Genomic DNA, 25,622 nt, shown 5'->3' with positions numbered 1-25,622 from the left:
TATTCCCCGCGGCCCGCCGCCCACGCGGTCGAGGCCGGACTGCGCACACCAACGCCGTCGGGCGCGCTGCCACGACGCGTACCCGCACACGCAGCACCACCCCGCACCACACCGCCGCACACTGCCCCGGAGGAGAACAGCATGGCTCGCAGCGACGTACTGGTCGACGCGGACTGGGTCGAGGCCAACCTCGACAACCCGGCCGTCGCGATCGTCGAGGTCGACGAGGACACCGCCGCCTACGACAAGAACCACATCAAGAACGCGATCCGGATCGACTGGACGAAGGACCTCCAGGACCCGGTCCGCCGCGACTTCATCGACCAGGAGGGCTTCGAGAAGCTCCTCTCGGCCAAGGGCATCGGCAACGACACCACGGTCGTCCTCTACGGCGGCAACAACAACTGGTTCGCCTCCTACGCCTACTGGTACTTCAAGCTCTACGGCCACCAGGACGTGAAGCTCCTCGACGGCGGCCGCAAGAAGTGGGAGCTCGACTCCCGCGACCTGGTCGACGGCTCCGAGGTCCCGGCCCGCCCGGCCACGGAGTACAAGGCCCAGGCCCAGGACCTCTCCATCCGCGCCTTCCGCGACGACGTCGTGGCCGCGATCGGCACCCAGAACCTGGTCGACGTCCGCTCGCCCGACGAGTTCTCCGGCAAGCTGCTCGCCCCGGCCCACCTCCCGCAGGAGCAGTCGCAGCGCCCGGGCCACGTCCCGTCCGCCCGCAACATCCCGTGGTCGAAGAACGCCAACGACGACGGCACCTTCAAGTCGGACGACGAGCTCAAGGCCCTCTACGAGGCCGAGCAGGTCGACCTGGCGAAGGACACCGTCGCCTACTGCCGCATCGGCGAGCGCTCCGCGCTCACCTGGTTCGTCCTGCACGAGCTGCTCGAGGTCACGAACGTCAAGAACTACGACGGTTCGTGGACCGAGTACGGCTCCCTCGTGGGCGTGCCGATCGAGCTCGGCGCCAACAAGTAAGACTCCCCTCGCGACAGGACAGGACGTAACAACATGTGTGGAGCAAAGGCCGGCGGTCCCGACGTCAGCACCCTCAAGCCCGGTGAGACGGCCATCCAGGGCCAGGTGACCAAGGACGGCGAGCCCGTGACGGGTTACGTGCGCCTCCTGGACTCCTCCGGCGAGTTCACGGCCGAGGTCCCCACCTCCGCCACCGGCCAGTTCCGCTTCTACGCGGCCACCGGCGAGTGGACCCTCCGCGCCCTCGTCCCCGGCGCCCAGGCCGACCGCAAGGTCACCGTCACCGAAACGGGCAGCCTGACGGACGTCGCCATCGCGGTGTAGTCCGCGCCGCCGCGCGAGCGGCACCAGAACGGCCGGAGGGCCGTGCCTCCTGGGGGGTTGGACGCCATCACCAGGACCAGAGGCACGGCCCTTCGGTCTGTCCGGGCGTGGGGGCCGGACGTACGCTGGAGGTGTGTACGCGCGGCGTCGGCGTGTCTATTTCTGGATGATGGGTGCCTGCTTGGTGCTTTTCGTGGGCGCCTGGGGTGTCGTGCGGCTGTTCTCGATGCCGGTGGCGGTCGGGATGTGTGTCGTCGCCATGGTGATTCCGCCCGTGGCGGCGGTGGTCGCGAATCGGCGGGGGCCGGAGGACCGGTGGTGGGACGATCCGTCCGGGGACCCGACGTCGGACGAGTGGTGGGACGAGCTCGACGGGAAGAAGCGGCGGGACCGGTAGGGCTCGGTCAGTAGACGAGGGCCTGCGTGTCGTCGCTCGTCGCTTCCTGGACGAAGACCTGGGCGCCGGCGATGCGGATGCCCTTCAGGACGTCCTGCTCGGTGATCTCGCGGCGGGCCGCGCACTGGGTGCACAGGGTGATGCGGCCGGCCGCCAGGATCGACTCGATCAGGTCCGGCAGGGGCGCGGCGTGCGGCAGTTCGAACTCGGCCGCCCGGCCCGGGAGGGCGAACCACGAGGACTCGCCGGTCAGCCACAGCGACACCTCGACGCCGCTCGCCACGGCGACGGCGGCCACGGTGAAAGCCTGGGAGCAGCGTTCCGGGGCGTCGGCCCCGGCGGTCACCTTGATCACGAGCTTCTTCGCCATATACCGAACTGTAATGCGATCCCCTGCAACTTCATGCATGCCTCACGGGTCACGTGGTTGCGCGGATGACGGAATCCGCCCTTCTAGTCTCGTGGGGAACTGTCTTGGAAGCCTCAGAAGCGGTCGAACCCGCTCAGACCACCCCGGCAGCCGTGCCGGAAACCGACCCGGAACCGCCCGCGCGGTCGGTTCCGCGCCGCCGCCGCGCCGGCCGTACGGTCGCGCTGATCGCCGTCGCCGCCGTGCTCGGCGTCATCGGCGGCACGGCCGTCGGCTACGGAATCCAGGCGGAGCGCCCGCCGACGCCGCTCCCGGCCCTCAACCAGCCGGGCCTCGCCTATCCCGCCGAGCCGCTCCCGAAGGGCGAGGAGCCCGCTCCGCTCCCGGCCGCCGAGGACGCGCAGGCGAAGGCGAACGGCGATCTGCGCAAGCTGCTCGTACCGCGCCCGGCCGGGGCCCGCGAGAACGAGTTCGGGCCGCGCGACGGCTGGTACGACATCGCCTCGTACGCGCGCGACTTCAAGGACGAGAGCTGGATGCTCACGTTCCTCGGCGAGAGCCGGCTGCGGCGGATCGCCTTCCGCAGCTGGGAGTCCGGCGAGAACCGCACCACGATCGTCCGGCTCGTCCAGTTCGCCCCCAGCGGGGAGCTCGGCGCGGTGGACCACGCCGAGGACCAGCTCTCCTACATGGACGGCGAGGAGCACGCGGACGACCTGGGCGACGCGATCAAGGGCAGCGGCAACGGCCGCTACTTCGTGTACCCGGTCCAGCGCGAGGACGGATACCTCGACCTGTACCGCGCCCGGGCGATCTTCCAGCACGGCGACGTGATGGCCGAGATCGACATCTACGACACGAAGAAGATCGGCAAGAACGACATCCGCACGCTGGCGGAGAAGCAGCTGGAGCGCCTGTGAGCGAGCACGAGACCCCCGAGGCCGCCGAGCCCTCCGCCGCCGTCGAGACTCCCGTCCGGCGGCGGAAGGTCGGGCGGGTGCTGCTCGGTGTCGTCCTGCCGGCCGTCCTCGTGCTCGGGGCCGCGGGCGGAGGTATCGCGTACACCGCCGTCACCGTGGCGAACGCCGACCGCACGGCCGAGACCGACGGCTGGGAGGCCGCGGACCCGAAGGCGGGGTCCGAGGACCCGGCCGCGACGACGGCCGAGCGCGGCCGCGCCGACACCCCCATGAGCAAGCTGCTGCTGCCCGTCCCCACGGGCTACCGGCTCGGCGCGGACGTCGAGGGGTACGGCAACGACGGCGAGCTGAGCGCCCAGGAGGCGTCCGCCCTGCTCAAGAGCGAGGCCCGCGGGCTCTCCGGCAAGAAGCGCCGCTCCCACGAGAAGCGCATCGACAAGCTGGGCGTGCAGGGCCTGGGCGTGCGGTCCTTCACCTCGTACGACAACCACCTCGTCGTCGAGATCCAGATCGTGCGCATGAAGGACAAGCGCCGGATCCGCGACCTGTACGAGTGGAAGCGGGAGGTGTCCGAGTTCCTGGAGCTGCCCAAGGGGCCGAAGATCAAGGACCACCGCAACTCCTCCTGCTTCCTCGTGGAGGACCCGCTCGACCGGACCGAGGAGGGCGAGGAGGAGAGCGAGGAGGAGAAGGAGCGGCGGGAGAACGCGCTGCGGGGCATCACCTGTTCCGCGTACGACTCCGAGCTGCTGGTCTCCGTCACCGCGTTCGGCGCGGTCCCCTTCGAGAAGTCCGAGGTCGCGGACCTCGTGAAGAAGCAGCTCGACCACATCAAGTCCCCGGGGGAGTACGTATGAGCGTGACCGAGCCGACGACCGAGCCGGCGACCACGGCGGCGCCCGTCCCGGAGCAGGCCGCCGAGCCGATCACTGAAGTGGCTGCCGAGCAGCCGGTCGCTGAGGCCGTTGTCGAAGCCGCGCCGCGCAAGTCGCGGCGCGTGCTCGCGGCCGTCGCGCGGTGGACCGCGGCCGTCGTGGTCTTCGCGGGGGTCGGCGCCGGCACCGCCGTCGGCATCACCTCGATGGAGCGCCACGAGGTGCCCGGGCTCGCGACCGAGAGCGACGGCCGGTGGGAGTACCCGAAGCTGAGCCTCCCGGCGCTGCCGGCCGGCAAGCCCCGGCCCTTCACCGACGGCAACGACGGCGAGATCCACTACGCGGACGCCCGCCGCCTCCTGCTGCCCGCACCGGCCGGCGCGAAGGTCGACCCGAGGACCGACGGCTCCTGGGTGACGACCGAGTCCTTCCTCGCGATGTTCGGGGAGGAGGACCGGGCCCCGCTGCGGACCGCCCTCGCCGACTCCACGCTCCGGCACATCGCGGCCCGCGCCTGGACCATGCCCGACGGCACCCGCAGCACCGTCCACCTGCTGCGCTTCGGCTCGGTGGCGTACGCCGAGGCGTTCAAGGACGAGGGCCTGGACGCGGGCGCGCCCACCACCCCCGCGGTCCTGCCGAAGGGCGTCGAGGACGTGGTGCCCGAGGACTACGCCTCGGTCGTCGACGTGCCCGACACGACGGTGTACGGCTTCCGCGAGAAGCTGCCGTACGGCCCCGAGCAGACCCGGTGGGCGTACCTCCAGACCGGTGACATCGTCGCCGTGGTGACCCATGTCCGGCCGGGCGAGGCGCACGCCGTCCCGTTCCAGCAGTCGGTGACCCTCCAGAACCAGCTGCTCGGCTGACGGGCTGTCCACAGAGACCCACCTCACCGAGTGGGCCGGGCCCCCGCCCACTAAGCTGGGGTCCGGCCCGTTCCGCCTTCACCGCTCAGCCGAGGAGCACCCTGTGATCATTTTCTTCGAGACCCTGCTGGTCCTGGTCGCCGTCGGCGTGCTCGCCTTCACCGGTCTGGCCGTGAAGAAGCTGTACCAGGGCCAGCGCTGACCCTCCGGTCCCTCCTCGTTCACCGGCCCCCCTTCACAGATCGTCTGAGTCGCCCATGATCCAGATCCCGTCCGACCTCAACCCGGACCTCGTCCCGCTCGCGTTCCTCCTCGGAACCTGGGAGGGCGCCGGCGTCTCCGACTTCCCGGGCGCCGAGAAGTGCAACTTCGGCCAGTCCGTGACCTTCAGCCACGACGGCCGGGACTTCCTGGAGTACCACTCGCACTCCTGGGTCCTGGACCAGGAGGGCAACAAGGTCCGTCCGCTGGAGAGCGAGAGCGGCTACTGGCGGATCGACAAGGACCGCAAGGTCGAGGTCGTCATGGTCCGCGACGAGGGCATCGTCGAGGTCTGGTACGGCGAGCTCGCCGACCAGAAGCCGCAGATCGACCTGGCGACCGACGCCGTCGCCCGTACCGGCGCCTCCGGCCCGTACAGCGGCGGCAAGCGTCTCTACGGCTACGTGAAGAGCGACCTGATGTGGGTCGGCGAGAAGGCGACCCCCGAGGTCCCGCTCCGCCCCTACATGTCGGCGCACCTGAAGAAGGTCGTCACCCCGGAAGAGGTCGCCGAGATGGCCCGCAACCTCCCCGACATGCCGGACGACGGCATCGCCTTCTTCAAGTAGGACCCCCGGTGACCCGCCGCGCCCTCCTACACTGGAGGGCGTGGTGAGCACCGACTGGAAGAGCGACCTGCGGCAGCGCGGCTACCGGCTGACGCCGCAGCGCCAGCTTGTCCTGGAGGCGGTGGACGTGCTGGAGCACGCCACGCCGGACGACATCCTCGTCGAGGTGCGGAAGACCGCCTCCGGGGTGAACATCTCCACCGTGTACCGGACCCTGGAGCTCCTGGAGGAGCTCGGGCTCGTCAGCCACGCGCATCTGGGGCACGGCGCCCCGACCTATCACCTCGCGGACCGGCACCACCATCTCCACCTGATGTGCCGGGACTGCTCGGAGGTCATCGAGGCGGAGCTGGAGGTGGCCGCGGACTTCACCGGGAGGCTCCGCGAGACCTTCGGGTTCGAGACGGACATGAAGCACTTCGCGATCTTCGGCCGGTGTGCCGACTGCTCCCGCAAGGCCGCCGCCGCGGAGTCGTGATCGGGAGTCGTAGGCTTTTCCCATGAAGAGCTCCCTGCTGTCCCTGCCCGGCGCCGTTCCCGCCGAAGGGCGGGACGAAGGCGTCGCCGCCCACTACGGCGACCTGTTCCGCGAGCAGCGCGCCCTCGCCGACGGCACCGGCTTCGTCGACCTGTCGCACCGCGGCGTCCTCACCGTCACCGGCGACGACCGGCTGAGCTGGCTGCACCTGCTGCTCACCCAGCACGTCAGCGACCTGCCCGTCGGCCGGGCCACCGAGGCGCTGGTCCTCTCCGCGAACGGGCACATCGAGCACGCCCTCTCCCTCGTCGACGACGGCGAGACGGTCTGGGCACACGTCGAGCCGGGCACGCAGGGCGAGCTGATCGCCTACCTGGAGTCGATGAAGTTCTTCTACCGGGTCGAGGTCGCCGACCGGACCGAGGACATCGCCGTCGTGCACCTGCCGGCCGGTTCGACCGCCGAGTCGCCCGAGGGCGTCGTCGTACGGGAGATGCCGCACGGGCGCGATCTGTTCCTGCCCCGCGCGGAGCTGGAGTCCTTCGCCGCCGCGCACGGGCCGGCCGCCGGTGTCCTCGCGTACGAGGCGCTGCGCGTGGAGGGGCACCGGCCGCGGCTCGGCTTCGAGACCGACCACCGGACGATCCCGCACGAGGTCGGGCTCATCGGCACCGCCGTGCACCTCCAGAAGGGCTGCTACCGGGGGCAGGAGACGGTCGCCCGGGTGCAGAACCTGGGCAAGCCGCCGCGCCGCCTGGTCTTCCTGCACCTGGACGGCAGCGAGGTCACCCTCCCCGCCCACGGCACGCCGCTGCGGCTCGCCGCGGACGGGCCGGACGGGCGTCAGCTCGGCTTCGTGACGACCGCGGTCCGCCACCACGAGCTGGGCCCGATCGCCCTCGCCCTGGTGAAGCGGAACGTGCCGGTGGACGCGCCGCTGGTCGCGGGGACGACGGCCGCCGCGCAGGAGACGGTCGTCGAGCCGTAGCTCAGACTTCGATCAGGACCGTGAACGGGCCGTGGTTCGTGAGGCTGACGCGCATGTCGGCCCCGAAGCGGCCCGTCTCCACGTGGGCGCCGAGCTCCCGCAGCCGCGCGACGACCTCGTCGACGAGGGGTTCGGCGACGGGGCCGGGGGCGGCGGCGTTCCAGGTGGGGCGGCGGCCCTTGCGGGCGTCGCCGTAGAGCGTGAACTGGGAGATCACCAGCAGCGGGGCGTTCACGTCGGAGCAGGACCGCTCCTCCTCCAGTACCCGGACGGACCAGAGTTTTCTGGCCAATTGGGCGGCCTTCTCCGGGGTGTCGTCGTGGGTGACCCCCACGAGGACGCACAGCCCCTCGCCGGCGATCTCGCCGACCGTCTCCCCTGCGACGACGACCTTCGCGCCGTCCACCCTCTGCACCACAGCTCGCATGGGTCCCAACCTACCGATCGGGGATTTCTGGGGGCCGAACGGGTGCAGAGCGCCTGCACGCGCGCGTGCGGGAGTGGCACCATGCCTGGAGGCGGTGCGGCTCCGCACCGGTCGAGGGGACGATTCTCATGAGTGCTTCCAGCACCGGGCCGACGCCGTCCGGCCCCGTACCGCTGATCCGCTCCGCCGGAGCGGTGCCCGGCGGGCCGGTCGCGCGGCCGCCCGTGCAGCGGACCGCCGAGCCGGCGGCGTCCGGCCGCGCGGGGCACGACCTCGGCGGGCTGCGCCTCGCCGAGCTGCGGGCGCTGCGCCGGGACGCGCAGCGCGACGAGGCGGATCTCAGCTATGTGCGGAGGATGCTCCAGGGGCGGATCGACATCCTGCGGGCCGAGCTGGCGCGCCGGACCGACCCGGAGGCGCCGGTGCTCGACCGGCTCTCCGAGATCCTCGCGGACGTGCCGTCCCGGCACCGCACCTCGGCCCGGCACGTGACGCTGTCCACCCCGCGCGGGGAGGAGTACCGGCGGCTGGCCACCGAGATGCTGTCGGAGGTGGAGCTGTCGGACCTGACGGCCCGCACCGACGAGGAACTGCACACCGGCATGGGCCGCCTCGCCGGCTACGAGCAGCAGATCTCCCAGCGCCGCCAAGCCCTCCAGCGCACCGCCGACGACTGCGGCGCCGAGATCACCCGCCGCTACCGCGAGGGCGAAGCCCAGATCGACGACCTCCTGGCCTGACACCCGGCCGTCCGGGACCCGCTGCCGCCCGTGCCGCGCCCGTACCGCCGGCCGGGAAAACCCCGTGCCGGGGCGGTCGGGGCGTGCGTAGGGTCGGGGGATGGGTGTCGAAGTGCGGGCGGTGGACGCGGGCGAGTTTCCTGACTGGTTGCGGGCGTTGCGGACGGGGTTCTTGAACGAGCCGGTGGTGTCGGACGAGCTGGTCGCCGATCGGCTGGCGCATGTGGACCTTGAGCGGACGCTGTGCGCTGTGGAGGGCGGGCGGGTCGTCGCCACCTTCCGGTCGTTCCGGCAGGAGGTCAGTACCGTCGGCGGGGGCAGTCTCGCCGCGGACGCCGTGACGCAGGTGACGGTGGCGCCGACGCATCGGCGGCGCGGGTTGCTGGGGCGGCTGATGGGGAGGGACCTCGCCGCCGCGCGGGAGCGGGGGGACGCGGTCGCGACGCTGATCGCCGCCGAGTACCCGATCTACGGGCGGTACGGCTTCGGGCCGGCGAGCTGGACCACCGAGTGGCGCGTGGACCTGCGGCGGGCCGGGCTCGACCCGCGCCGCACCGGCGGGCCCGGGGACGGCGGCAGGATCGACCTCACCGACGCCGTGGAGATCCGCCGGATCGGGCCGGAGCTGCACCGGCGGCTCGCCGGTCTCCGGGCGGGCGTCACGGACCGCTCGCCGCGCGGCTGGGACGTGGGCACGGGGCTCGGCCACCAGCTGGAGCCCTGGCGGGAGCCGTACTACGCGGTCTACCGCTCCGCCTCGGGCGAGCCGGAGGGCTTCGTGGCGTACCGCTGCGACGACAAGTGGGGTGACGGCAAGCAGCCGGAGAACACCCTGACCGTGGCGGACCTGATCGCGGTGACGCCGGCCGCCGAGCACGCCCTGTGGCGGTTCGTCTGCTCGGTGGACTGGGTGGCGACCGTCCGCAGCGGCTCCCGGCCGCCGGACGACTCGCTGCCGCTGCTGCTGCCGGACCCGCGCGCGGCGACGACGGTGAGCCACGTGGACATGCTGTGGCTGCGGATCCTCGACGTGGTGAGGGTCCTGGAGGAGCGGACGTACCCGGTGACGGACGCGCTGGTCCTCGACGTGCGGGACGCGGGCGGCCTCGCGGGCGGCCGCTACCGTCTCGACGCCTCCCCGAAGGGCGCCTCGTGCGCCCCCACGACCGCCTCCGCGGAGCTCGTACTGGACGTGGCCGAGCTGTCCCGGCTGGTGCTGGGCGACGAGTCGGCGGTGCGGCTGGCCCTGCTGGGCCGGATCGAGGAGGCCGTGCCGGGTGCGGCCGCCCGGGCCGATCTGCTCTTCCGTACGCCGCTGCGCCCGTTCTCGCCCGACATCTTCTGACCGGGCCGGCGCGGTCAGCGGGTACGCAGGCGGAAGAGGGCACCGGAGACGGCGACGCCCAGGGTCAGGAGGGCGCCGGACCAGGCGAGCGTCGTCCAGGGCGCGGCGCCGACCGGCTGGTCGAGGAGCAGGCCGCGCATCGACTCGATGAGCGGGGTGACGGGCTGGTGCTCGGCGAAGCCGTGCAGCCAGCTCGGCATGGTGTCGATGGGCACGAACGCGCTGCTCGGGTAGGGCAGGAACATCATGAAGAAGGTGACCGCGCCCGCCGCCTCGGGCGTCCGGGCGAGGAGCCCCGCCACCGCGGACAGCCAGGAGACGGCGGTGATGTAGGCGAGGAGCAGGCCGATCGCGGCGAGCCAGCCGCCGAGGTCGGCGGCGGGCCGGAAGCCGATGAGGAAGGCGACGCCGAAGACGAGCGTGGTGGCCAGGACGTTGCGGGCGACGGCGGCGACGACGTGCCCGGTGAGGAAGGGGACGGCGCCGACGTCGAGGGTGCGGAGCCGGTCGACGGTGCCGCGCCGCATGTCCTCGCTGACGGAGACGGCGGTGCCCGCCGCGCCGAAGCCGGCACACAGGACGAGGACGCCGGGGACGACGTAGGTGACGTACCGGGTGTCGCCGGTGTCGATGGCCCCGCCGAAGAAGTAGACGAAGACCAGCATCAGCATCACCGGCATCATCAACGAGGTGATGACGGCGTCGAGGTTGCGCCGGCTGAGGCGGATGCCGCGTCCGGCGAGGGCGGTGGCGGCGGCGAGGTGGCTCGCGGTCGCGTCAGACATGGCTCGGCTCCTTCGCGGGGCTGGTCAGGTGGAGGAAGACGTCGTCGAGGGTCGCGCTGTGCAGGGCGAAGCGCTCGATGTCGGTGCCGTGCGGGTCGAGCGCGTCGAGCAGGCTCCGGACGTGGGCGGCGCTGCCGTCGGTGGGGACGCCGAGGGTGAGGGTCGCGGGGGTGTGGGCGGTGGCGTGCGGGGTGAGGCGGAGGTACGCGTCCCGGTCGCGGGCGACGAGGTCGAGGCGGTGTCCCGCGTAACGGTTCTTCAGTTCCCCGGGGGTGCCTTCGGCGAGGGTGCGGCCGCCGCCGAGGACGGCGATGCGGTGGGCGAGCCGGTCGGCCTCCTCCAGGTACTGGGTGGTGAGGAAGACGGTGGTGCCGTGGGCGGACAACTCGGCGACGACGTCCCAGAGTTCCTGCCGGCTGCGCGGGTCGAGGCCGGTCGTGGGCTCGTCCAGGAAGACGACGCGGGTGGCGCCGGGGTCGCGGACGAGTCCGGCGGCGAGGTCGAGGCGGCGGCGCATGCCCCCGGAGTACGTCCGCACCTGCCGGTCCCGCGCGTCGGTGAGCCCGAAGCGTTCGAGGAGTTCGTCGGCGCGGCGGGCGGCGGCCTTCCGGGGGAGACCGGAGAGGCGGGCGGTGAGGCGGAGGTTCTCGGCGCCGGTCAGGGTCTCGTCGACGGCCGCGTACTGGCCGGTGAGGCTGATCGCGCGGCGGACCGCGCGCCGCTCGGCGACGACGTCGTGGCCCGCCACGCGCGCGTGCCCGGCGTCGGGGGAGGTGAGGGTGGTGAGGATGCGGACGGTGGTGGTCTTGCCGGCGCCGTTGGGCCCGAGGAGGGCGAAGACCGTGCCGGTCTCGACGGTGAGGTCGAGGGCGTCGAGGACGCGGACGGTGCCGTAGGTCTTGGTCAGGCCGGTGGTCTCGATGGCGGGAGGCATGGGTGTCCCCTTCTGCTGCGCGCGTGCCGCCGCGCTCGACGGCGTACTGCGTATGCCCTACGCGTTACTGTGTAAGGGTTACGCATTACTAGGATGGGCGTCAAGCGAGCGAGGTCGGGAGGCGGCGCGGATGGCGGGCGACAGGGACGGACGGGCGGCCCCGGAAGGTGGCGGGACGTATCTGCCGCCGTCCGTCGAGGCCGTCTGGGGGCTGCGCGAGCGCCCCACCAAGGGGCCCAAGCCCGGCCTGAGCCAGGACCGGATCGTCGCCGCCGCCGTGGAACTCGCCTCCGCCGAGGGGCTCGCCGCCGTCTCCATGGGGCGGGTCGCCAAGGAGCTGGGCGTCTCGACGATGTCCCTCTACCGGCACGTCTCCGCCAAGCAGGAGCTGTACGTGCTGATGCAGGAGGCGGCGACGGGGGCCCCGCCCGAGCTGTTCGCCCCGGGGGTCCCCTGGCGGGAGGGGCTCGAACGCTGGGCCTGGGCGATGCGCGGGGTCTATCTGCGCAGTCTCTGGTTGCTGCGGGTCCCCGTCTCCGGCCCGCCCGCGACCCCGCACGCGGTGGCCTGGTGGGAGAAGGCGCTGCTCGCGATGGCGGAGACCGGCCTCGACGAGGGCGCCAAGATCTCGGTGACCCTGCTGGTGGCCGGCTTCGTGAAGAACGACGCGCTGATGGCGGCGGAGCTCGCCGACGCGGCGGAGGCGAGCGGCGCGGCGCCCCAGGAGGCCATGCTCCAGTACAGCCGCACGCTGCGCCGGCTCGTCGACCCGGCCGCGTACCCGGAGGTGGCGCGGTTGATCGACTCGGGGGTCCTGGACCAGTCGGACGGCCCGGACGACGAGTTCCGCTTCGGTCTCGCCCGGATCCTGGACGGCGTCGCGGCCCTCGTGGAGGGCCGCGCGTCCTGAGCTCTTCCGGCGGGGGTCAGGCGGCGGTGGTGACCTCCGTCTTGGCGGCCTCCGCCTGCGCCGGGGCCTCCGTCCGTGCTGGAGCCTGCGGGGTCCTCCGGGGGCGGAGCACCGTCGCCGCGACCGCGAGGGCGGCGAGCAGCAGGCCCGTACCGACCGCGAAGGCGAGGCGGTAGCCGCCGGTCAGGGCCTCGGCCGTGCCGTGGCCCGCCGCGCCGAGCGCCTCGGTGCGGGCGGCGGCCAGGGTGGTGAGGACGGCGACGCCGAGCGCCATGCCGATCTGCTGCGTGGTGTTGAAGAGCCCCGAGGCCAGGCCCGCGTCGGCCTCGTCGGCGCCCGACATGCCGAGCGTGGTGAGGGCGGGCAGCGCCAGGCCGAAGCCGGCGGCGAGCAGCATCACCGGGAGCAGGTCGGTGACGTACGAGGCGTGCACGGGGACCCGGCTCAGCAGGCCCAGCACGCCGATCAGCAGCGTGATCCCGGTGAGCAGCACCGCGCGCTCCCCGAAGCGGGTGATGAGCCGGGCGGCGACGCCGAGCGAGACGGCGCCGATGACCAGGGCGGCGGGCAGCATCGCGAGGCCGGTCGCGGTGGCGCCGTACCCCTGGACCTTCTGGAGGTAGAGGGCGACCAGGACCTGGAAGGAGAACAGGGCGGCGACCATGAGCAGTTGGACGAGGTTGGCGCCCGCGACCGCGCGGGAGCGGAGGATCCGCAGCGGCATCAGGGGGGTCGCGGCGCGGCGCTGGCGGACCAGGAAGCCGGCGAGCAGGGCGAGGGCGAGCGCCCCGAGGCCGAGGGTGTGGGCGGAACCGGCGCCGTACTCCTCGATGCGGACGACCGCGTAGATCCCGGTCATCAGGCCGGCGGTGACCAGGAGCGCGCCGAGGGCGTCGGCTCCGGCGCGCAATCCGAGGCCCTGGTCGGCGGGGAGGGCGCGGGCGGCGAGGGCGAGGGCGGCGGCGCCGATCGGCAGGTTGATGAAGAAGATCCAGTTCCACGAGAGGGCGTCGGTGAGGAGCCCGCCGAGGACCTGGCCGAGGGAGGCGCCGGCGGCGCCGGTGAAGCTGAACACGGCGATGGCGCGGGCCCGTTCGCGGGGTTCGGTGAAGAGGGTGACGAGGATGCCGAGGCTGACGGCGGAGGACATCGCGCTGCCGGCGCCCTGGAGGAAGCGGGCGGCGATCAGCACGGCGGGGGAGCCGGCGACGGCGGCGAGGAGCGACGCGCCGGTGAAGACGGCGGTCCCGGCGAGGAACATCCGCTTGCGCCCGATCAGGTCGCCGAGGCGTCCGGCGAGCAGGAGGAGGGAGCCGAAGGCGATCAGGTAGGCGTTGACGACCCAGCTCAGCCCGGCGGGGGTGAAGTCGAGGTCGGCCTGGATCGCGGGCATGGCGACGGTGACGATGCTGCCGTCGAGGACGGTCATGAGCATGGCGCTGGCGAGCACGGTGAGCGCGAGGGAGCGGGGCTGGGCACGCATGGGGATCTCTCCTGTCCGTGGAGGCGACAGGAGAGACGTTAGCAGAAGGTTTTGTTGCAGACTATTTTTTACGGAACTTAATAGGGGTGGCTCAGTTCTTCTGGCGGGCCCTGCGGGTGGCCGCCGGCCCCTCGGCGGGCGTCTTCAGGTGGCCCTCGGCCAGTCGGCCCAGCGCGCGGACCAGCGCCTCCCGCTCCTCGTCCGGGAGCGAGTCGAGAGCCTGCGCGTGGACGCCGTCCACGATCCGCCGGCTCTCCTCGGCGACCCGCGCGCCCGCCTCCGTGACGGCGATGATCCGCGCCCGCCGGTCCGTGCTGGAGGGCTTCCGCTCCGCGAGCCCGGCCTTCTCCAGGGCGTCCACGGTGACGACCATCGTCGTCTTGTCCATGTCGCCGATCTCGGCGAGCTGCGCCTGGGTCCGCTCCTCCTCCAGGGCGTGGACGAGGACGCAGTGCATCCGGGCGGTGAGCCCGATCTCCGCCAGCTCCGCCGCCATGCGGGTGCGCAGGACGTGACTGGTGTGGTCGAGGAGGAAGGAGAGATCGGGCTCGCTGCGGCGGGGGTTCATGGCGGTCATGTCCGCCAGGGTAGCCAGAACCGATCCGTTCCGGACGGTCCGGAAGCGGACGAGTTCACGCGGGCCGCGAGGCTCGGGGCGTGCGCGGCCGACCGACCTTGCTCACGCCTGGGCGATCGGGCTCACGCCTGGGCGATCCGGATCATGTTGCCCGACGGGTCCCGGAAGGCGCAGTCGCGGACGCCGTACGGCTGGTCCATCGGCTCCTGGAGCACGTCGGCGCCGGCCGACCGGACCTGCTCGAAGGCCGCGTCGAGGTCGGCCGTGCGGAGGTTGACCCCGCGCAGGAGGCCCTTGGCGAGGAGCTCGGCGACGGCCTTGCGGTCCTCCTCGGTGGCGCCGGGGTCGGCGAGCGGCGGTTCGAGGACGATCTCGACGTCCGGCTGGGCGGGCGACCCGAGGGTCACCCAGCGCATCCCCTCGAAGCCCACGTCCTTGCGGACCTCGAAGCCGAGCGCGTCGCGGTAGAAGCCGAGGGCGGCCTCGTGGTCGTCGACGGCGATGAAGCACTGGTGCAGGTTGATGTCCATGCCCACCACGCTAGGGAGCGGTGTCGAGCCGCGCTTCTCCGTTCCTGACCGGTCGCGAGACGACCTTCGCGACGCACGCGGGCAGGGCGGCGTCGGCCCCGTGCTCCCGCGCGCGGTACGCGCTCGGCGTCTCGCCGACCAACTGGGTGAACCGCGAGCTGAACGAGCCCAGCGACGTACACCCCACCTCCATGCAGACGTCCGTCACCGACAGGTCCCCGCGCCGCAGCAGCGCCTTCGCCCGCTCGATCCGCCGGGTCATGAGATAGCTGTACGGGGTCTCCCCGAAGGCGCTCCGGAAGCTCCGCGCGAAGTGCCCGGCCGACATCAGCGCCGTCCGCGCCAGCGCCGCCACGTCCAGCGGCTGCGCGTAGTCCCGGTCCATCTGGTCCCGCGCCTTCCGCAGGCGCCGGAGATCGTCGAGCGGTATGCGGGTCGTCACGCCCTTCACCGTACCGGCGTCCCGCCCCCCGCGTACACTCCAGCAAGCATGTGCTTGCAATAGTTAGCAAGCGGTGGCAGGGTACGCGGCATGGCATCGCTCAACGTCGGCAATCTCGGCAGCCTCGGCGAGTACCTGCGCGAGCAGAGGCGCACCGCGCAGCTCTCGCTGCGGCAGCTCGCCGACGCGGCAGGGGTGTCGAACCCGTACCTGAGCCAGATCGAGCGCGGGCTGCGCAAGCCCAGCGCCGAGGTGCTCCAGCAGGTCGCCAAGGCGCTGCGGATCTCGGCCGAGACGCTCTACGTGCGGGCCGGGATCCTCGACGAGAAGGACCGGGAGGAGCTGGAGACGCGGGCCGTCCTCCTGGCCGATCCCTCGATCAACGAGCGGCAGAAGCAGGTGCTGCTCCAGATCTACGACTCCTTCCGCAAGGAGAACGCGGCGGAGAACGCGGCGGAGGCCGCGGCCGCTGCGCCTGCCGCCGCTGCGGAGCCGGAAGCTTCCAGTTAGTACGACGTCAGCCTGAACGTTCCACCGGGAGGACCACCAGCATGCCCCTCATCGACGAACTGCGTACCCCCCTCTACTTCGCCGCCGGCACCGCCGACCTCGCCGTGCGCCAGGCCCGCAAGGTGCCCGGCCTGATCGAGCAGCTCGCCGCCGAGGCGCCCGGCCGGATCGACGCGGTGCGGAACACCGACCCCAAGGTCGTGCAGGAGAAGGTCGCCGACCGGGCCAAGGAGGCCCAGGCCGTCGTCCAGGCCAAGGTCGCCGAGGTCGTCGGGGTTGTCGGCGGTCTCGACACCGACCTCAAGAAGCTCGGCGAGACCGCGCAGGACCTGGCCCTGCGGGGCGTCGGCGTGGCCGCCGAGTACGCCGTCAAGGCGCGCGAGAAGTACGAGGAGGTCGCCGCCCTCGGCGAGGAGACCGTCCGCGCCTGGCGCGGCGAGACCGCCGAGCCGGTCACCGAGATCACGGTCGTGGTCGAGCCGGAGGAGACCAGGACCGAGCCCGAGGCCGAGGCCGCGGCGAAGACCGAGCCCGAGGCCGAGGCCGCGCCCGTCGTGGAGCCGGTCGCCGCGGAGGCCAGGCCCAAGCCCGCCCCCCGTAAGCCCGCCGCCCGCAAGGCTCCCGCCAAGAAGGCGGCCGCCGCGACCGACTCCACGGCCGGCGGGGCCGAATAGCGGACCCGGGCACCATTCCTGGGGCGCGGAGCGTTGGAACGGGTAACTTGACCGGGAGGCGTACGTACCCCATGACCCCCTAGGCGGTGTTCAGCATGCTGATGGACCGGTTCGACAACACCCTCAACCTGCTGATGTTCCTGGTCTTCACCGGCTTCGCCGTCGCCTCGTTCGTCATCGCGGCGATGGTCCGGGAGGACGCCTACCGGGCCGCGGACAAGCAGACGAAGAAGTTCTGGCTGATCCTCCTCGGGGTCAACCTCGCCCTGAACCTCTTCCTGCCCGGCTTCCTCTTCCTCCTGATCGCCGGCCTCATCGCCGCGATCGTCTTCATGGTGGACGTCCGCCCGGCCCTCAAGCAGGTGATGGGCGGCGGCGGAGGCGGCCGGCGCGGCGGCTCCAGCAGCGACGGTCCGTACGGCCCCTACAACGGCGGCCGGTAGGACCGACGGCGAGGGGCACAGTACGGCGGGCGGGGCCCGGGGCTTTCAGCCCCGGGCCCTGTCCCGTTCCAGGGCCAGCAGGGCCACGTCGTCCGTCAGCTCGCCGCCGTTCAGCGTCCGGGCCTCGGCCATCGCCGCCTCCAGGAGCGTCTCGCCGCGCAGGCCGCCGGCCAGTTGCCGGTTGATCATGTCGACCATGCCGTCCTGTCCGAGCCGCGGCGAGCCCGGGCCCGCCGTCCGGCCCTCGATCAGGCCGTCGGTGTAGAGCAGCAGGCTCCACGCCCCGCCCAGCTCGACCTGCCGGCGCGGCCACCGGGCGCGCGGCAGCAGGCCGAGGGCGGGGCCCCCGTCCTCGTACGGCAGGAGCCGCGCCGTGCCGCCCCGCTGGGCGACCAGCGGCGCCGGGTGGCCCGCCAGGCACAGCCCGGCGCGGCGCCCGTCGGGCGCGATGTCGACCGTGCAGAGGGTCGCGAAGATCTCGTCGCTCTCCCGCTCGTGCTCCAGGACCTGCTGGAGGGTGGAGAGCAGCTCGTCGCCGCAGAGCCCGGCGAAGGTCAGCGCGCGCCAGGCGATGCGCAGCTCGACGCCGAGGGCGGCCTCGTCGGGGCCGTGGCCGCAGACGTCGCCGATCATGGCGTGGACGGTGCCGTCCGGGGTGCGGACGACGTCGTAGAAGTCGCCGCCGAGCAGCGCGCGGGACCGGCCGGGCCGGTAGCTGGCCGCGAAGAGGAGGTCGGAGCCGTCCAGGAGCGGGGTGGGCAGCAGGCCGCGTTCCAGCCGGGCGTTCTCCTGGGCGCGCAGCCGGGACTCGGCGAGCTTCACCTTGGCGGCGTCGTTGCGCTTGCGCTCGACCGCGTACCGGATGGCGCGGCTCAGCAGCCGCCCGTCCAGCTCCTCGCGGAAGAGGTGGTCCTGGGCCCCGACGCGTACCGCCTCGGCGGCCAGCTCCGCGTCGGCGGAGGGGGCGAGGGCGAGGACGGCGTGGCGGGGCGCGAGGCGCAGGATGTGCCGCAGCGGGGCGAGCGGGTCCTCGTCGGCCGCGCCCCGGGGCACGGGCAGCGCGAGGTCGACGAGCACGCAGTGCACGTCGTCGGTGAGGAGCCGTTCGGCCTCGGTGAGGTTGCGCGCGGTACGGATGCGGACCCGGGTGCCGGCGGCGCCGGCGGCGTCGAGCAGTTCGGGTACGGCGAAGGCACCCGCCGGGTCGTCCTCGACGACCAGGAGGGTGAGATCGGTGCGGTCACGGTCGGCCGTCGCGGGGGCTTCCGCGCCGGTCGCCGTTCCTGTTCCTGTGCCTGTTCCTGTGTCTGTCACAGCGGTGGCGTCCATGGCGGTGGTCTCGCCTGGCCCCGCGGCAGAGACGATTCTCTGGCGCGGTACGGATACGGGCATCGGTCCGGGTTTCCTTCCCTCCCCCGAGGGTGCGCCGGGCGCCGGGTGGCGTCCCGCCCGTCCGGGACCATAGCGGCACAGGCGGGCCCGGCGGAATGGCGATCACTCCGCGGGCGGCCCTGTCGTCCTTGGCATATGCCGCGGAAGGGGAGGTAGTTGTGCCCCGAGCAGGCACGGACGCGTCCCGGCCCCATGAGAAAGGTCACTCGGGCCGGATCTGTCAGGTCGGGCGGACGATCAGGTCGGCGGACGGTCAGGTCGGCGGACGATCGGGCCGGGTGGACGATCAAAGCGGCCGGACGGTCAGGTCGGGCGGACGATGCCGAGGATCTCCATCGAGCCGGCGCCCGCCACGGTCACGTTCCGGCCGGGCCGGGGCGCGTGGACCATCTTGCCGTCGCCGATGTACATGCCGATGTGGCTGGCGTCCTGGTAGTAGACGATCAGGTCGCCGGGGAGCATGTCCTCCGGCTGCACCCGGGGGAGCAGCCGCCACTGCTCCTGCGAGGTGCGCGGGATGCGGGTGCCCGCGGCGGCCCACGCGGACTGGGTCAGGCCGGAGCAGTCGAAGGAGTCGGGGCCCTCTGCGCCCCACACGTACGGCTTGCCGACCTGGGCGAGGGCGGACGCGATCGCCTTGCGCGCCTCGGGGGTGGCCTCGGTGCCGAGCTCGGCGAGGATGCCGGAGCCGAGCCACTTCGTCTGCGCCTGCTGCTTCGCCAGCTCCTCCAGCCGGCGCAGCCGCTCGCGCTCCTCGGCGGCGAGCTCGCTCTCCAGCTTCTTCGCGGCGGCGATCTTGCCGTTGATCTCCTTCTTCGCCTCCGCCTGCTTGAGGCGGTCGGCCTCCAGCTTGGTCCAGTTGTCGCCGGCCTCGGTGGCGTAGGTGTTCAGCTCGGCCTGGGCGCGGGAGAGTTCGCCGATGAGGTCGGTGGTGGCCTTGGCGCCCTCGCGGAGCCGCCCTGCGGTGTCGAGGAAGAGCTGCGGGTCGCCGGTGAGGGCGAGTTGGGCGGTCTCGGGGATGCCGCCGCTGCGGTACTGCGCGCGGGCGGTGGCGCCGGCCTGGGCCTTGAGGGTGTCGATCCGCTCGCGGCCGCCCTCGATCATGCGGGCGAGCCGCACGATCTCGGCGGACTGCCGCTCGGTGCGCTCCTCGGCGAGGTTGTACGCGTCGGTGGCGGCGGCCGCCTGGCGGTACAGCCCGTCTATCTCCGTACGGACCTGCTCCAGGGTCTTCTTCGGCGGGGGCGGCGGGAGCGGGGCGGCGGCGGCCTGGAGGGTGAGTGCCGGTGCGGCCAGGACGGCCAGGGCGCAGGCCACGGTGACCGCGGCGGCGGCGTACGGACGTCGGCGTCGTCGGTTCACTGGCTCCCCCTCGTGACCGGGCGGAACCTCGGCCACTTTCTGATTTACCGTCAGTAACTTATGTGGTCCTGGCGATAGTGCCACGCGGAAACGGAAAACGACAGGTACCCCGCCAGAGTGACGGTCGATGAGGCGATGACGTTCCCGGGAAACGGTGACGCGGCCGGGATGTGCGCGGGATGTGGGACGCAGGAGGCCCCCAGGACACCTGCCGGTCACCCGCCGCGCGCTGTCAGGGCTCGCGCGGTTCGGAGCCGGTCACCCGCCGCCCGCCGCCCGCGCTCCCGTGCCGCCCGCGCCGCCGGGTCGGTCACCCACCCCTCGGTGCCAGTGCGTCCCAGCGGAGTGTGACCTCGCCCTGGCGCCAGCGTTTCGGGTCGTCCGTGACCGGCCAGTCGGCGGCCAGGTCGCGGACGGAGCGGATCCAGCGCTGCCGGGCGCCGAGGGAGGCGTACGGGGCTGCCGCCGCCCACGCCCGGTCGAAGTCCCGCAGGAAGGCGTGGACCGGCTCGCCCGGCACGTTGCGGTGGATCAGCGCCTTCGGGAGGCGTTCGGCCAGGTCGGAGGGGCGGTCGAGGGAGCCGAGCCGGGTCGCGAGGGTGACCGTGCGCGGCCCGCTCCGGTCGAGCGCCACCCACACGTGCCGGCGCCCGATCTCGTCGCAGGTCCCCTCGACGAGCAGCCCCCCGGGCGCGAGCCGCCCGCACAGCCGCGCCCACACCGCCGCGACCTGCTCCTCGTCGTACTGGCGCAGCACGTTCGCCGCCCGGATCAGCGCGGGCGCGCCCGGCACCGGCACCTCGAAGCCGCCGTGCACGAAGGCGAGCCCCTCGTACAGCTCCTCGTACGGCTTCGCCGCCTCGACCCGCGCGGGCTCGATCTCGATCCCGTACAGCCGCGTCCTGGGCTCGGCCGTGCGCAGCCGCGCGAGCAGCTCCACGGCGGTCCAGGGGGCGGCGCCGTATCCGAGGTCGACGGCGACGGGCGGCTCGGGGGAGCGGCGCAGGGCGGGTCCGTGGACGGCGGCGATCCAGCGGTCCATGCGGCGCAGCCGGTTCGGGTTGGTGGTCCCGCGGGTCGGGGTGCCGACGGGGCGGGTGGTGCGCGGGGCCATGGGAGGAAGGATACGGAGAGAGACGGCCACGAGCTCCCGCGTAATGAATTGGCAAAGCGCGGGGGCGGGTGGAAATGAAAGGAACCGTTCCGGTGTTGTGCGGGGCGGAGGACGTGTACCGCGCCCTCCGCCTGTCATGTCCGCACGCCAGGCCCCTCTCGCGGAAGGACCGCCGACGTGAGCCAGTACGTGTCCCGGTTCGCCGGCACCCGGAACCGGCACCCGGCAGCGGCCTCCCGGCTCCGGCTTCCGGGGCGTCCCCGGACCCCGCGCCGGGTGGCCATGCTCTCCGTGCACACCTCCCCGCTCCACCAGCCGGGCACCGGCGACGCGGGCGGCATGAACGTCTACATCGTCGAGCTCGCCAAGCGGCTCGCCGCCATCGACATCGAGGTCGAGATCTTCACCCGGGCCACCACCGGCGGCCTCGCCCCCGTGGTCGAGCTGGCCCCCGGCGTCCTGGTGCGGCACGTGGACGCCGGCCCGTACGAGGGGCTGGCCAAGGAGGAGCTGCCGGCCCAGCTCTGCGCCTTCACGCACGGCGTGATGCAGGCGTGGGCGGGCCACCGCCCCGGCCACTACGACCTCGTCCACTCGCACTACTGGCTCTCCGGCCACGTCGGCTGGCTCGCCGCCGAGCGGTGGGGCGTCCCGCTCGTCCACGCCATGCACACCATGGCCAAGGTCAAGAACGCCTCGCTCGCCGAGGGCGACACCCCCGAGCCCGCCGCCCGGGTCATCGGCGAGACGCAGATCGTCGCCGCCGCCGACCGGCTGATCGCCAACACCACCGAGGAGGCCGACGAGCTGGCCCGCTTCTACGAGGCGGACCCCGGCAAGATCGCGGTCGTCCACCCGGGGGTCAACCTCGACCGGTTCCGGCCCGCCGACGGCCGGGCCGCCGCCCGCGCCCGCCTCGGGCTGCCGCCGGACGCCTTCGTGCCCGTCTTCGCCGGCCGGATCCAGCCCCTCAAGGCCCCGGACATCCTGCTGCGCGCCGCCGCCCTGATGGTCGACCGCGACCCCTCGCTGCGCTCCCGCATGGTGGTGCCGGTCGTCGGCGGCCCCAGCGGCAGCGGCCTCGCCAAGCCGGAGGGGCTCCAGAAGCTCGCCGCCCGGCTGGGCATCGCCGACCTGGTGCGCTTCCACCCGCCGGTGGGCCAGGAGCGGCTCGCGGACTGGTTCCGGGCCGCGTCGGTCCTCGTCATGCCCTCGTACAGCGAGTCCTTCGGCCTGGTCGCGATCGAGGCGCAGGCGGCCGGCACGCCGGTCGTCGCCGCCGCGGTGGGCGGCCTGCCCGTCGCCGTACGGGACGAGCGGACCGGTTTCCTGGTGCAGGGCCACGACCCCGCTGACTACGCGCGCGTGCTGGATCGATTCGCCGCCGACCCGGAGCTCACCGCCCGGATGGGCGAGGCGGCGGCGCGCCACGCCGGGTCCTTCGGCTGGGACACGGCCGCGTCGGGCACCGCCGACGTGTACACGGCCGCCATGCACGATCACCGCCAGCAGGCGCACCACCGTCGCGTACGCTCCCACCATGGCTGACGCTCAGGACGTTCAGGACGCTCAGGACGCACGGCGGATCGTCGAGGACACGCTCACCGAGGCGGAGCTGGAGTGGGAGAGCCCCGAGCCCGGCTCGTACGTGGTCAAGCTCCCCGGCACCCGCAAGCTGTTCACGACGCTGTCGCTGCGCCTCGGCCGCCACTCCCTCTCCCTCAACGCCTTCGTCGTCCGCCACCCCGACGAGAACGAGGCCGGCGTCCACCGCTGGCTCCTCGAACGGAACCTCAAGCTGTACGGGGTGGGCTACGCGATCGACCCGCTCGGCGACATCTACCTCGCCGGCAAGCTCCCGCTGGCCGCCGTCACGCCGGAGGAGCTGGACCGGCTGCTCGGCTCGGTCCTGGAGGCGGCGGACGGCGACTTCAACACGCTGCTCGAACTCGGCTTCGCGTCGGCCATCCGGCGGGAGTACGCCTGGCGGGTCTCCCGGGGAGAGTCGACGCGGAACCTGGACGCGTTCAGGAACCTGACGCGGGAGACGGCTCGGGCGACGGAACCGGACCGGGACTGACGGCTGCCTCCGGCGCCACCCCGGGCTTCTCCGCGACGACCTTCTCCGGGCCCGCCGTCTCCGGCTCCTCCTCGCACAGCGCCGTGCGCAGCCGAAAGGTGTACCCGACGGCGGCGAGGACGCCGATGGCGAAGGTGCCGGCCCACAGGACGTCCGAGCCGGGCCCGTCGACGATGGCGCCGGCGAGGATCGGCGCGACGAAACCGGCGACCGCCCACGACATGCCCATCACGCCCTGGTAGCGGCCCCGGGCGTGCTCCGGCGCGAGCCGCGCGGTGGCGGCGGCGTTCGTCGGTACGTGCACCATCTCGCCGATCGTCCACACGACGACGGTCGCGGCGAAGGCGACGGACGAGCCGGCCAGCGCGGTGGCGCCGGTGCCGACGGCGAAGAGCAGCGAGGAGACGGCCAGCAGGACGACCGGCGAACGCCGCTCGGTCACCTTGTTGACCAGCAGCTGGAAGCCGACGATCACGATGCCGTTGACGGCGATCACCATGCCGTACGAGGACGCGGACAGGCCCTGCTCGGCCATGGTCAGCGGCAGGCCGATCCAGGGCGCGGTGAAGACCACGCAGACCAGCAGGTTGAGCAGGACGAGGGTCCGGAAGGGCGCGTCGCGCAGCACGTCGAGCATCGACACCCGCTCGTCGGCCGGCTTCTCCCCGGCCTTCTCCGGGCTCCGCTCGGGCCGGGTCTCCGGCAGCCGCAGGAAGACGATCACGGCGCAGAGGGTGGTGGCGACGGCGTCGACGAGGAAGAGGGTGCGGTAGCCGAGGATGGCGGCGGCGCCGCCCGCGATGGAGGCGACGGCGAAGCCGAGGTTCAGCGCCCAGTAGTTGAGGGCGAAGGCGCGGCGCACGTCGTCGGCGGGGACCATGTCGGAGATCGTCGCGTTGATGGAGGGGCGGACCGCCTGCATGGAGACGCCCATCAGCAGCACGACCAGGGCGACGCCCGAGGCGCTGGTGACGAAGGCGAGCGCGCCCGCGCAGGAGGCGGACACCAGGTGCATGGTGACCATCGTGGGGCGGCGGCCCCACCGGTCGGTGAGCACGCCGCCGAGCGGGGAGCCGGCGACACCGCCGAGACCGTGGAGGGCGACGACGAGGCCGGCGAACCACGCGGAGTGCCCGAGCTCGACCGTCAGATAGAGGGAGAGGAAAGTCAGGACGAAAGCCCCGGTGCGGTTGACCAAGGTCGACAGCCAGAGCCACCAGAAGCCCTGCGGAAGGCCGGAGACGGTGGCGCGCGCCGATCGTCTGAGCGAGTCGATGGACATGTGAGGTGCGCCCCCTGCGTGCTGTAAGTGCCCCTGACGGCTCTCGCAACTTACGCATCTCGGCTGGCGGACGCCAGCGAATTGACGACGCGCGTCAATCGTCAGCGGTCCATTAGGCTCGTACGCATGGCCGACGCACCGTACAAGCTGATCCTCCTCCGCCATGGCGAGAGCGAGTGGAACGAGAAGAATCTGTTCACCGGATGGGTGGACGTGAACCTCACCGCGAAGGGCGAGAAGGAGGCGACGCGCGGCGGCGAGCTGCTCAAGGACGCCGGCCTGCTGCCCGACGTGCTGCACACCTCCCTCCAGAAGCGCGCCATCCGCACCGCCCAGCTCGCGCTGGAGTCCGCGGACCGCCACTGGATCCCGGTCCACCGCTCCTGGCGCCTGAACGAGCGTCACTACGGTGCCCTCCAGGGCAAGGACAAGGCGCAGACCCTCGCCGAGTTCGGCGAGGAGCAGTTCATGCTGTGGCGCCGCTCGTACGACACCCCGCCGCCGCCGCTCGCCGACGACAACGAGTACTCCCAGGCCGGCGACGCCCGCTACGCGACGATCCCGCCGGAGCTGCGCCCGCAGACCGAGTGCCTCAAGGACGTCGTCGAGCGCATGCTCCCGTACTGGTACGACGGCATCGTCCCGGACCTCCTCGCCGGCCACACGGTCCTGGTCGCCGCCCACGGCAACAGCCTCCGCGCCCTGGTGAAGCACCTCGACGGCATCTCCGACGCCGACATCGCCGGCCTCAACATCCCCACCGGCATCCCCCTCTCGTACGAACTCGACGAGAACTTCAAGCCCCTCAACCCCGGCGGCACCTACCTCGACCCGGAGGCCGCCGCGGCCGCCATCGAGGCCGTCAAGAACCAGGGCAAGAAGTAACCTTCACCCCCGAGAGAGCCCCCGGTCCGCGGACTTCCGCCGGTCGGGGGCTTCTTCGTGGGGCGGGCGGTCGGGGTCAGTGTTCTTCGGGGCCGCCGGCGGCTTCGGCGCAGGCTCGGTCTCGGAAGTCGTCCACCGAGGTGGTGCGGATCTCGTCGTCCACGGTGTAGCGGACCTGGCCTGGCTTCAGGCGGGTCAGGTCTTCCGGGGTGAAGGTGACGGGGGTGGCCTGCCAGGAGCCGTCTTCGGTCCAGCCTGTGAGGCTGTAGCGGCGGCCTTTCTCCAGTCGGGCCACGTGGGTCTCCGGGGTCCAGCGCTCGGCCGACGGTGCGCCCGAGGTCTGGATCAGGGGCCAGGAGGTGAAGCCGGTGACGGGGCCGTCGTGGCGCCAGTCGCCGGTGACCTCGCGGGACTCCTTCGGCAGGTCGTCGGGGTGGAGCTTCGCGCCGTCGACGTGGTCGTGGCACATCAGGAGTACGCCGAGAGGGGTGCCGTCCTCCGCCACGGAGACCCCCGCGAGGCCGGCGGGTGCCGCCGCGCAGCCCGTGAGCAGCAGCGCGGCCGTCCCGGCCGCCGCCGCTGTCAGGAGGGTCGCTCGCGCGGAGGGCATGGCCGCAATTCTGTCGGGCGGAGGCGGCGCTGCCCAGGGGTGACCGACGGTAATCCAAG

31 protein-coding genes are annotated in these 25,622 nt (G+C 72.7%); 18 read left to right on the top strand and 13 right to left on the bottom strand.

Annotated elements, in window-relative coordinates; genetic code table 11:
* Positions 1–141 precede the first annotated feature (141 nt).
* From ACFXMG_RS17955 to ACFXMG_RS17945, 3 genes are all read left to right on the top strand, one after another.
* Complete coding sequence (locus ACFXMG_RS17955) at positions 142–987, top strand: sulfurtransferase (protein ID WP_383823408.1); 846 nt, start codon at positions 142–144, stop codon at positions 985–987.
* A gap of 33 nt (positions 988–1,020) precedes the next feature.
* A complete protein-coding gene (locus ACFXMG_RS17950) occupies positions 1,021–1,311 on the top strand; it encodes a DUF1416 domain-containing protein (RefSeq protein WP_383823411.1) in 291 nt (96 codons plus the stop codon).
* A 133-nt stretch (positions 1,312–1,444) separates the two neighbouring features.
* Entirely contained in the window at positions 1,445–1,708 is a 264-nt protein-coding gene (locus tag ACFXMG_RS17945) for a DUF3099 domain-containing protein (protein WP_383823414.1), read from the top strand.
* Positions 1,709–1,715: 7 nt separating this feature from the next.
* Here the strand turns inward: ACFXMG_RS17945 and ACFXMG_RS17940 are convergent, their stop codons facing one another.
* Positions 1,716–2,078, bottom strand: coding sequence for a DsrE family protein (locus ACFXMG_RS17940; protein WP_383823417.1), 363 nt, complete (start codon positions 2,076–2,078; stop codon positions 1,716–1,718).
* A gap of 152 nt (positions 2,079–2,230) precedes the next feature.
* Here ACFXMG_RS17940 and ACFXMG_RS17935 point away from each other — a divergent pair, with 152 nt between their 5' ends.
* The 6 genes from ACFXMG_RS17935 to ACFXMG_RS17910 all read left to right on the top strand — a co-directional run bounded on the left by ACFXMG_RS17935 (position 2,231) and on the right by ACFXMG_RS17910 (position 7,038).
* On the top strand, positions 2,231–2,998 hold the full coding sequence (locus tag ACFXMG_RS17935; protein ID WP_383823419.1) for a hypothetical protein: 768 nt from the start codon (positions 2,231–2,233) through the stop codon (positions 2,996–2,998).
* The gene (locus ACFXMG_RS17930; RefSeq protein WP_383823422.1) at positions 2,995–3,855 is read left to right on the top strand and encodes a hypothetical protein; all 861 of its coding nucleotides are present in this window, start codon (positions 2,995–2,997) and stop codon (positions 3,853–3,855) included. The genes ACFXMG_RS17935 and ACFXMG_RS17930 overlap by 4 nt, the downstream gene beginning before the upstream one ends.
* A complete protein-coding gene (locus ACFXMG_RS17925; protein ID WP_383823425.1) occupies positions 3,852–4,742 on the top strand; it encodes a hypothetical protein in 891 nt (296 codons plus the stop codon). Before ACFXMG_RS17930 ends, ACFXMG_RS17925 begins: the two co-directional genes overlap by 4 nt.
* Before the next feature lie 257 nt (positions 4,743–4,999).
* The gene (locus ACFXMG_RS17920) at positions 5,000–5,572 is read left to right on the top strand and encodes an FABP family protein (RefSeq protein ID WP_383823427.1); all 573 of its coding nucleotides are present in this window, start codon (positions 5,000–5,002) and stop codon (positions 5,570–5,572) included.
* A gap of 40 nt (positions 5,573–5,612) precedes the next feature.
* Positions 5,613–6,050 (top strand): Fur family transcriptional regulator, encoded by a 438-nt coding sequence (locus ACFXMG_RS17915; protein WP_383823430.1) that lies wholly within the window; start codon positions 5,613–5,615, stop codon positions 6,048–6,050.
* Between the two features lie 22 nt (positions 6,051–6,072).
* Positions 6,073–7,038 (top strand): YgfZ/GcvT domain-containing protein, encoded by a 966-nt coding sequence (locus tag ACFXMG_RS17910; protein ID WP_383823432.1) that lies wholly within the window; start codon positions 6,073–6,075, stop codon positions 7,036–7,038.
* A gap of 1 nt (position 7,039) precedes the next feature.
* Here ACFXMG_RS17910 and dtd read toward each other — a convergent pair whose 3' ends face one another.
* A complete protein-coding gene (dtd, locus tag ACFXMG_RS17905) occupies positions 7,040–7,465 on the bottom strand; it encodes a D-aminoacyl-tRNA deacylase (RefSeq protein ID WP_383823435.1) in 426 nt (141 codons plus the stop codon).
* Between the two features lie 128 nt (positions 7,466–7,593).
* Here dtd and ACFXMG_RS17900 point away from each other — a divergent pair, with 128 nt between their 5' ends.
* On the top strand, positions 7,594–8,205 hold the full coding sequence (locus ACFXMG_RS17900) for an ABC transporter substrate-binding protein (RefSeq protein ID WP_383823438.1): 612 nt from the start codon (positions 7,594–7,596) through the stop codon (positions 8,203–8,205).
* Positions 8,206–8,305: 100 nt separating this feature from the next.
* Positions 8,306–9,550 (top strand): GNAT family N-acetyltransferase, encoded by a 1,245-nt coding sequence (locus ACFXMG_RS17895; RefSeq protein ID WP_383823441.1) that lies wholly within the window; start codon positions 8,306–8,308, stop codon positions 9,548–9,550.
* Positions 9,551–9,564: 14 nt separating this feature from the next.
* Here the strand turns inward: ACFXMG_RS17895 and ACFXMG_RS17890 are convergent, their stop codons facing one another.
* On the bottom strand, positions 9,565–10,335 hold the full coding sequence (locus ACFXMG_RS17890) for an ABC transporter permease (RefSeq protein ID WP_383823443.1): 771 nt from the start codon (positions 10,333–10,335) through the stop codon (positions 9,565–9,567).
* Complete coding sequence (locus ACFXMG_RS17885; RefSeq protein ID WP_383823446.1) at positions 10,328–11,269, bottom strand: ATP-binding cassette domain-containing protein; 942 nt, start codon at positions 11,267–11,269, stop codon at positions 10,328–10,330. Before ACFXMG_RS17885 ends, ACFXMG_RS17890 begins: the two co-directional genes overlap by 8 nt.
* Positions 11,270–11,399: 130 nt before the next feature.
* On the opposite strand from ACFXMG_RS17885, the gene ACFXMG_RS17880 reads away from it, so the two are divergent.
* Positions 11,400–12,179, top strand: a complete 780-nt coding sequence (locus ACFXMG_RS17880; protein WP_383823449.1) for a TetR/AcrR family transcriptional regulator — start codon at positions 11,400–11,402, stop codon at positions 12,177–12,179.
* A gap of 16 nt (positions 12,180–12,195) precedes the next feature.
* On the opposite strand, the gene ACFXMG_RS17875 is transcribed toward ACFXMG_RS17880, so the two are convergent.
* The 4 genes from ACFXMG_RS17875 to ACFXMG_RS17860 form a co-directional block, all read right to left on the bottom strand.
* Entirely contained in the window at positions 12,196–13,662 is a 1,467-nt protein-coding gene (locus tag ACFXMG_RS17875) for an MFS transporter (protein ID WP_383823452.1), read from the bottom strand.
* Positions 13,663–13,753: 91 nt separating this feature from the next.
* Positions 13,754–14,239 (bottom strand): MarR family winged helix-turn-helix transcriptional regulator, encoded by a 486-nt coding sequence (locus tag ACFXMG_RS17870; RefSeq protein ID WP_383823454.1) that lies wholly within the window; start codon positions 14,237–14,239, stop codon positions 13,754–13,756.
* 122 nt (positions 14,240–14,361) lie between these two features.
* Positions 14,362–14,769 carry a VOC family protein gene (locus ACFXMG_RS17865; RefSeq protein WP_383823457.1) on the bottom strand — a complete coding sequence of 136 codons (408 nt, stop codon included), beginning with the start codon at positions 14,767–14,769 and terminating at the stop codon, positions 14,362–14,364.
* Positions 14,770–14,779: 10 nt separating this feature from the next.
* Positions 14,780–15,199, bottom strand: a complete 420-nt coding sequence (locus tag ACFXMG_RS17860) for a helix-turn-helix transcriptional regulator (protein ID WP_383823560.1) — start codon at positions 15,197–15,199, stop codon at positions 14,780–14,782.
* A 102-nt stretch (positions 15,200–15,301) separates the two neighbouring features.
* Here ACFXMG_RS17860 and ACFXMG_RS17855 point away from each other — a divergent pair, with 102 nt between their 5' ends.
* The 3 genes from ACFXMG_RS17855 (at position 15,302) to ACFXMG_RS17845 (ending at position 16,838) form a co-directional block, all read left to right on the top strand.
* The gene (locus tag ACFXMG_RS17855) at positions 15,302–15,721 is read left to right on the top strand and encodes a helix-turn-helix domain-containing protein (RefSeq protein ID WP_383823459.1); all 420 of its coding nucleotides are present in this window, start codon (positions 15,302–15,304) and stop codon (positions 15,719–15,721) included.
* A gap of 41 nt (positions 15,722–15,762) precedes the next feature.
* On the top strand, positions 15,763–16,395 hold the full coding sequence (locus tag ACFXMG_RS17850; protein ID WP_383823462.1) for a hypothetical protein: 633 nt from the start codon (positions 15,763–15,765) through the stop codon (positions 16,393–16,395).
* Between the two features lie 95 nt (positions 16,396–16,490).
* Entirely contained in the window at positions 16,491–16,838 is a 348-nt protein-coding gene (locus tag ACFXMG_RS17845) for a DUF2516 family protein (protein WP_383823464.1), read from the top strand.
* Between the two features lie 45 nt (positions 16,839–16,883).
* Here ACFXMG_RS17845 and ACFXMG_RS17840 read toward each other — a convergent pair whose 3' ends face one another.
* From ACFXMG_RS17840 to ACFXMG_RS17830, 3 genes are all read right to left on the bottom strand, one after another.
* Positions 16,884–18,167, bottom strand: a complete 1,284-nt coding sequence (locus tag ACFXMG_RS17840; RefSeq protein WP_383823466.1) for a PP2C family protein-serine/threonine phosphatase — start codon at positions 18,165–18,167, stop codon at positions 16,884–16,886.
* Positions 18,168–18,533: 366 nt separating this feature from the next.
* On the bottom strand, positions 18,534–19,592 hold the full coding sequence (locus tag ACFXMG_RS17835; RefSeq protein WP_383823469.1) for a C40 family peptidase: 1,059 nt from the start codon (positions 19,590–19,592) through the stop codon (positions 18,534–18,536).
* Positions 19,593–19,902: 310 nt separating this feature from the next.
* Complete coding sequence (locus ACFXMG_RS17830; RefSeq protein WP_383823472.1) at positions 19,903–20,706, bottom strand: class I SAM-dependent methyltransferase; 804 nt, start codon at positions 20,704–20,706, stop codon at positions 19,903–19,905.
* A 177-nt stretch (positions 20,707–20,883) separates the two neighbouring features.
* Between ACFXMG_RS17830 and mshA the strand changes: the two genes are divergently transcribed.
* Both mshA and ACFXMG_RS17820 read left to right on the top strand, forming a co-directional pair.
* Positions 20,884–22,254, top strand: coding sequence for a D-inositol-3-phosphate glycosyltransferase (mshA, locus tag ACFXMG_RS17825; protein WP_383823475.1), 1,371 nt, complete (start codon positions 20,884–20,886; stop codon positions 22,252–22,254).
* Entirely contained in the window at positions 22,247–22,786 is a 540-nt protein-coding gene (locus tag ACFXMG_RS17820) for a YbjN domain-containing protein (protein ID WP_383823478.1), read from the top strand. Before mshA ends, ACFXMG_RS17820 begins: the two co-directional genes overlap by 8 nt.
* Here ACFXMG_RS17820 and ACFXMG_RS17815 read toward each other — a convergent pair.
* On the bottom strand, positions 22,734–24,068 hold the full coding sequence (locus tag ACFXMG_RS17815) for an MDR family MFS transporter (protein WP_383823481.1): 1,335 nt from the start codon (positions 24,066–24,068) through the stop codon (positions 22,734–22,736). The genes ACFXMG_RS17820 and ACFXMG_RS17815 overlap by 53 nt on opposite strands.
* Before the next feature lie 126 nt (positions 24,069–24,194).
* On the opposite strand from ACFXMG_RS17815, the gene ACFXMG_RS17810 reads away from it, so the two are divergent.
* A complete protein-coding gene (locus tag ACFXMG_RS17810; RefSeq protein WP_383823484.1) occupies positions 24,195–24,953 on the top strand; it encodes a phosphoglyceromutase in 759 nt (252 codons plus the stop codon).
* A 76-nt stretch (positions 24,954–25,029) separates the two neighbouring features.
* Here the strand turns inward: ACFXMG_RS17810 and ACFXMG_RS17805 are convergent, their stop codons facing one another.
* Entirely contained in the window at positions 25,030–25,563 is a 534-nt protein-coding gene (locus ACFXMG_RS17805; RefSeq protein ID WP_383823487.1) for a hypothetical protein, read from the bottom strand.
* Positions 25,564–25,622: the final 59 nt, after the last annotated feature.

This window comes from Streptomyces sp. NPDC059201 (genome assembly GCF_042754585.1).
In the GTDB taxonomy this organism is placed as follows: domain Bacteria; phylum Actinomycetota; class Actinomycetes; order Streptomycetales; family Streptomycetaceae; genus Streptomyces.
This window is presented reverse-complemented; position numbering and strand designations above follow the sequence as displayed.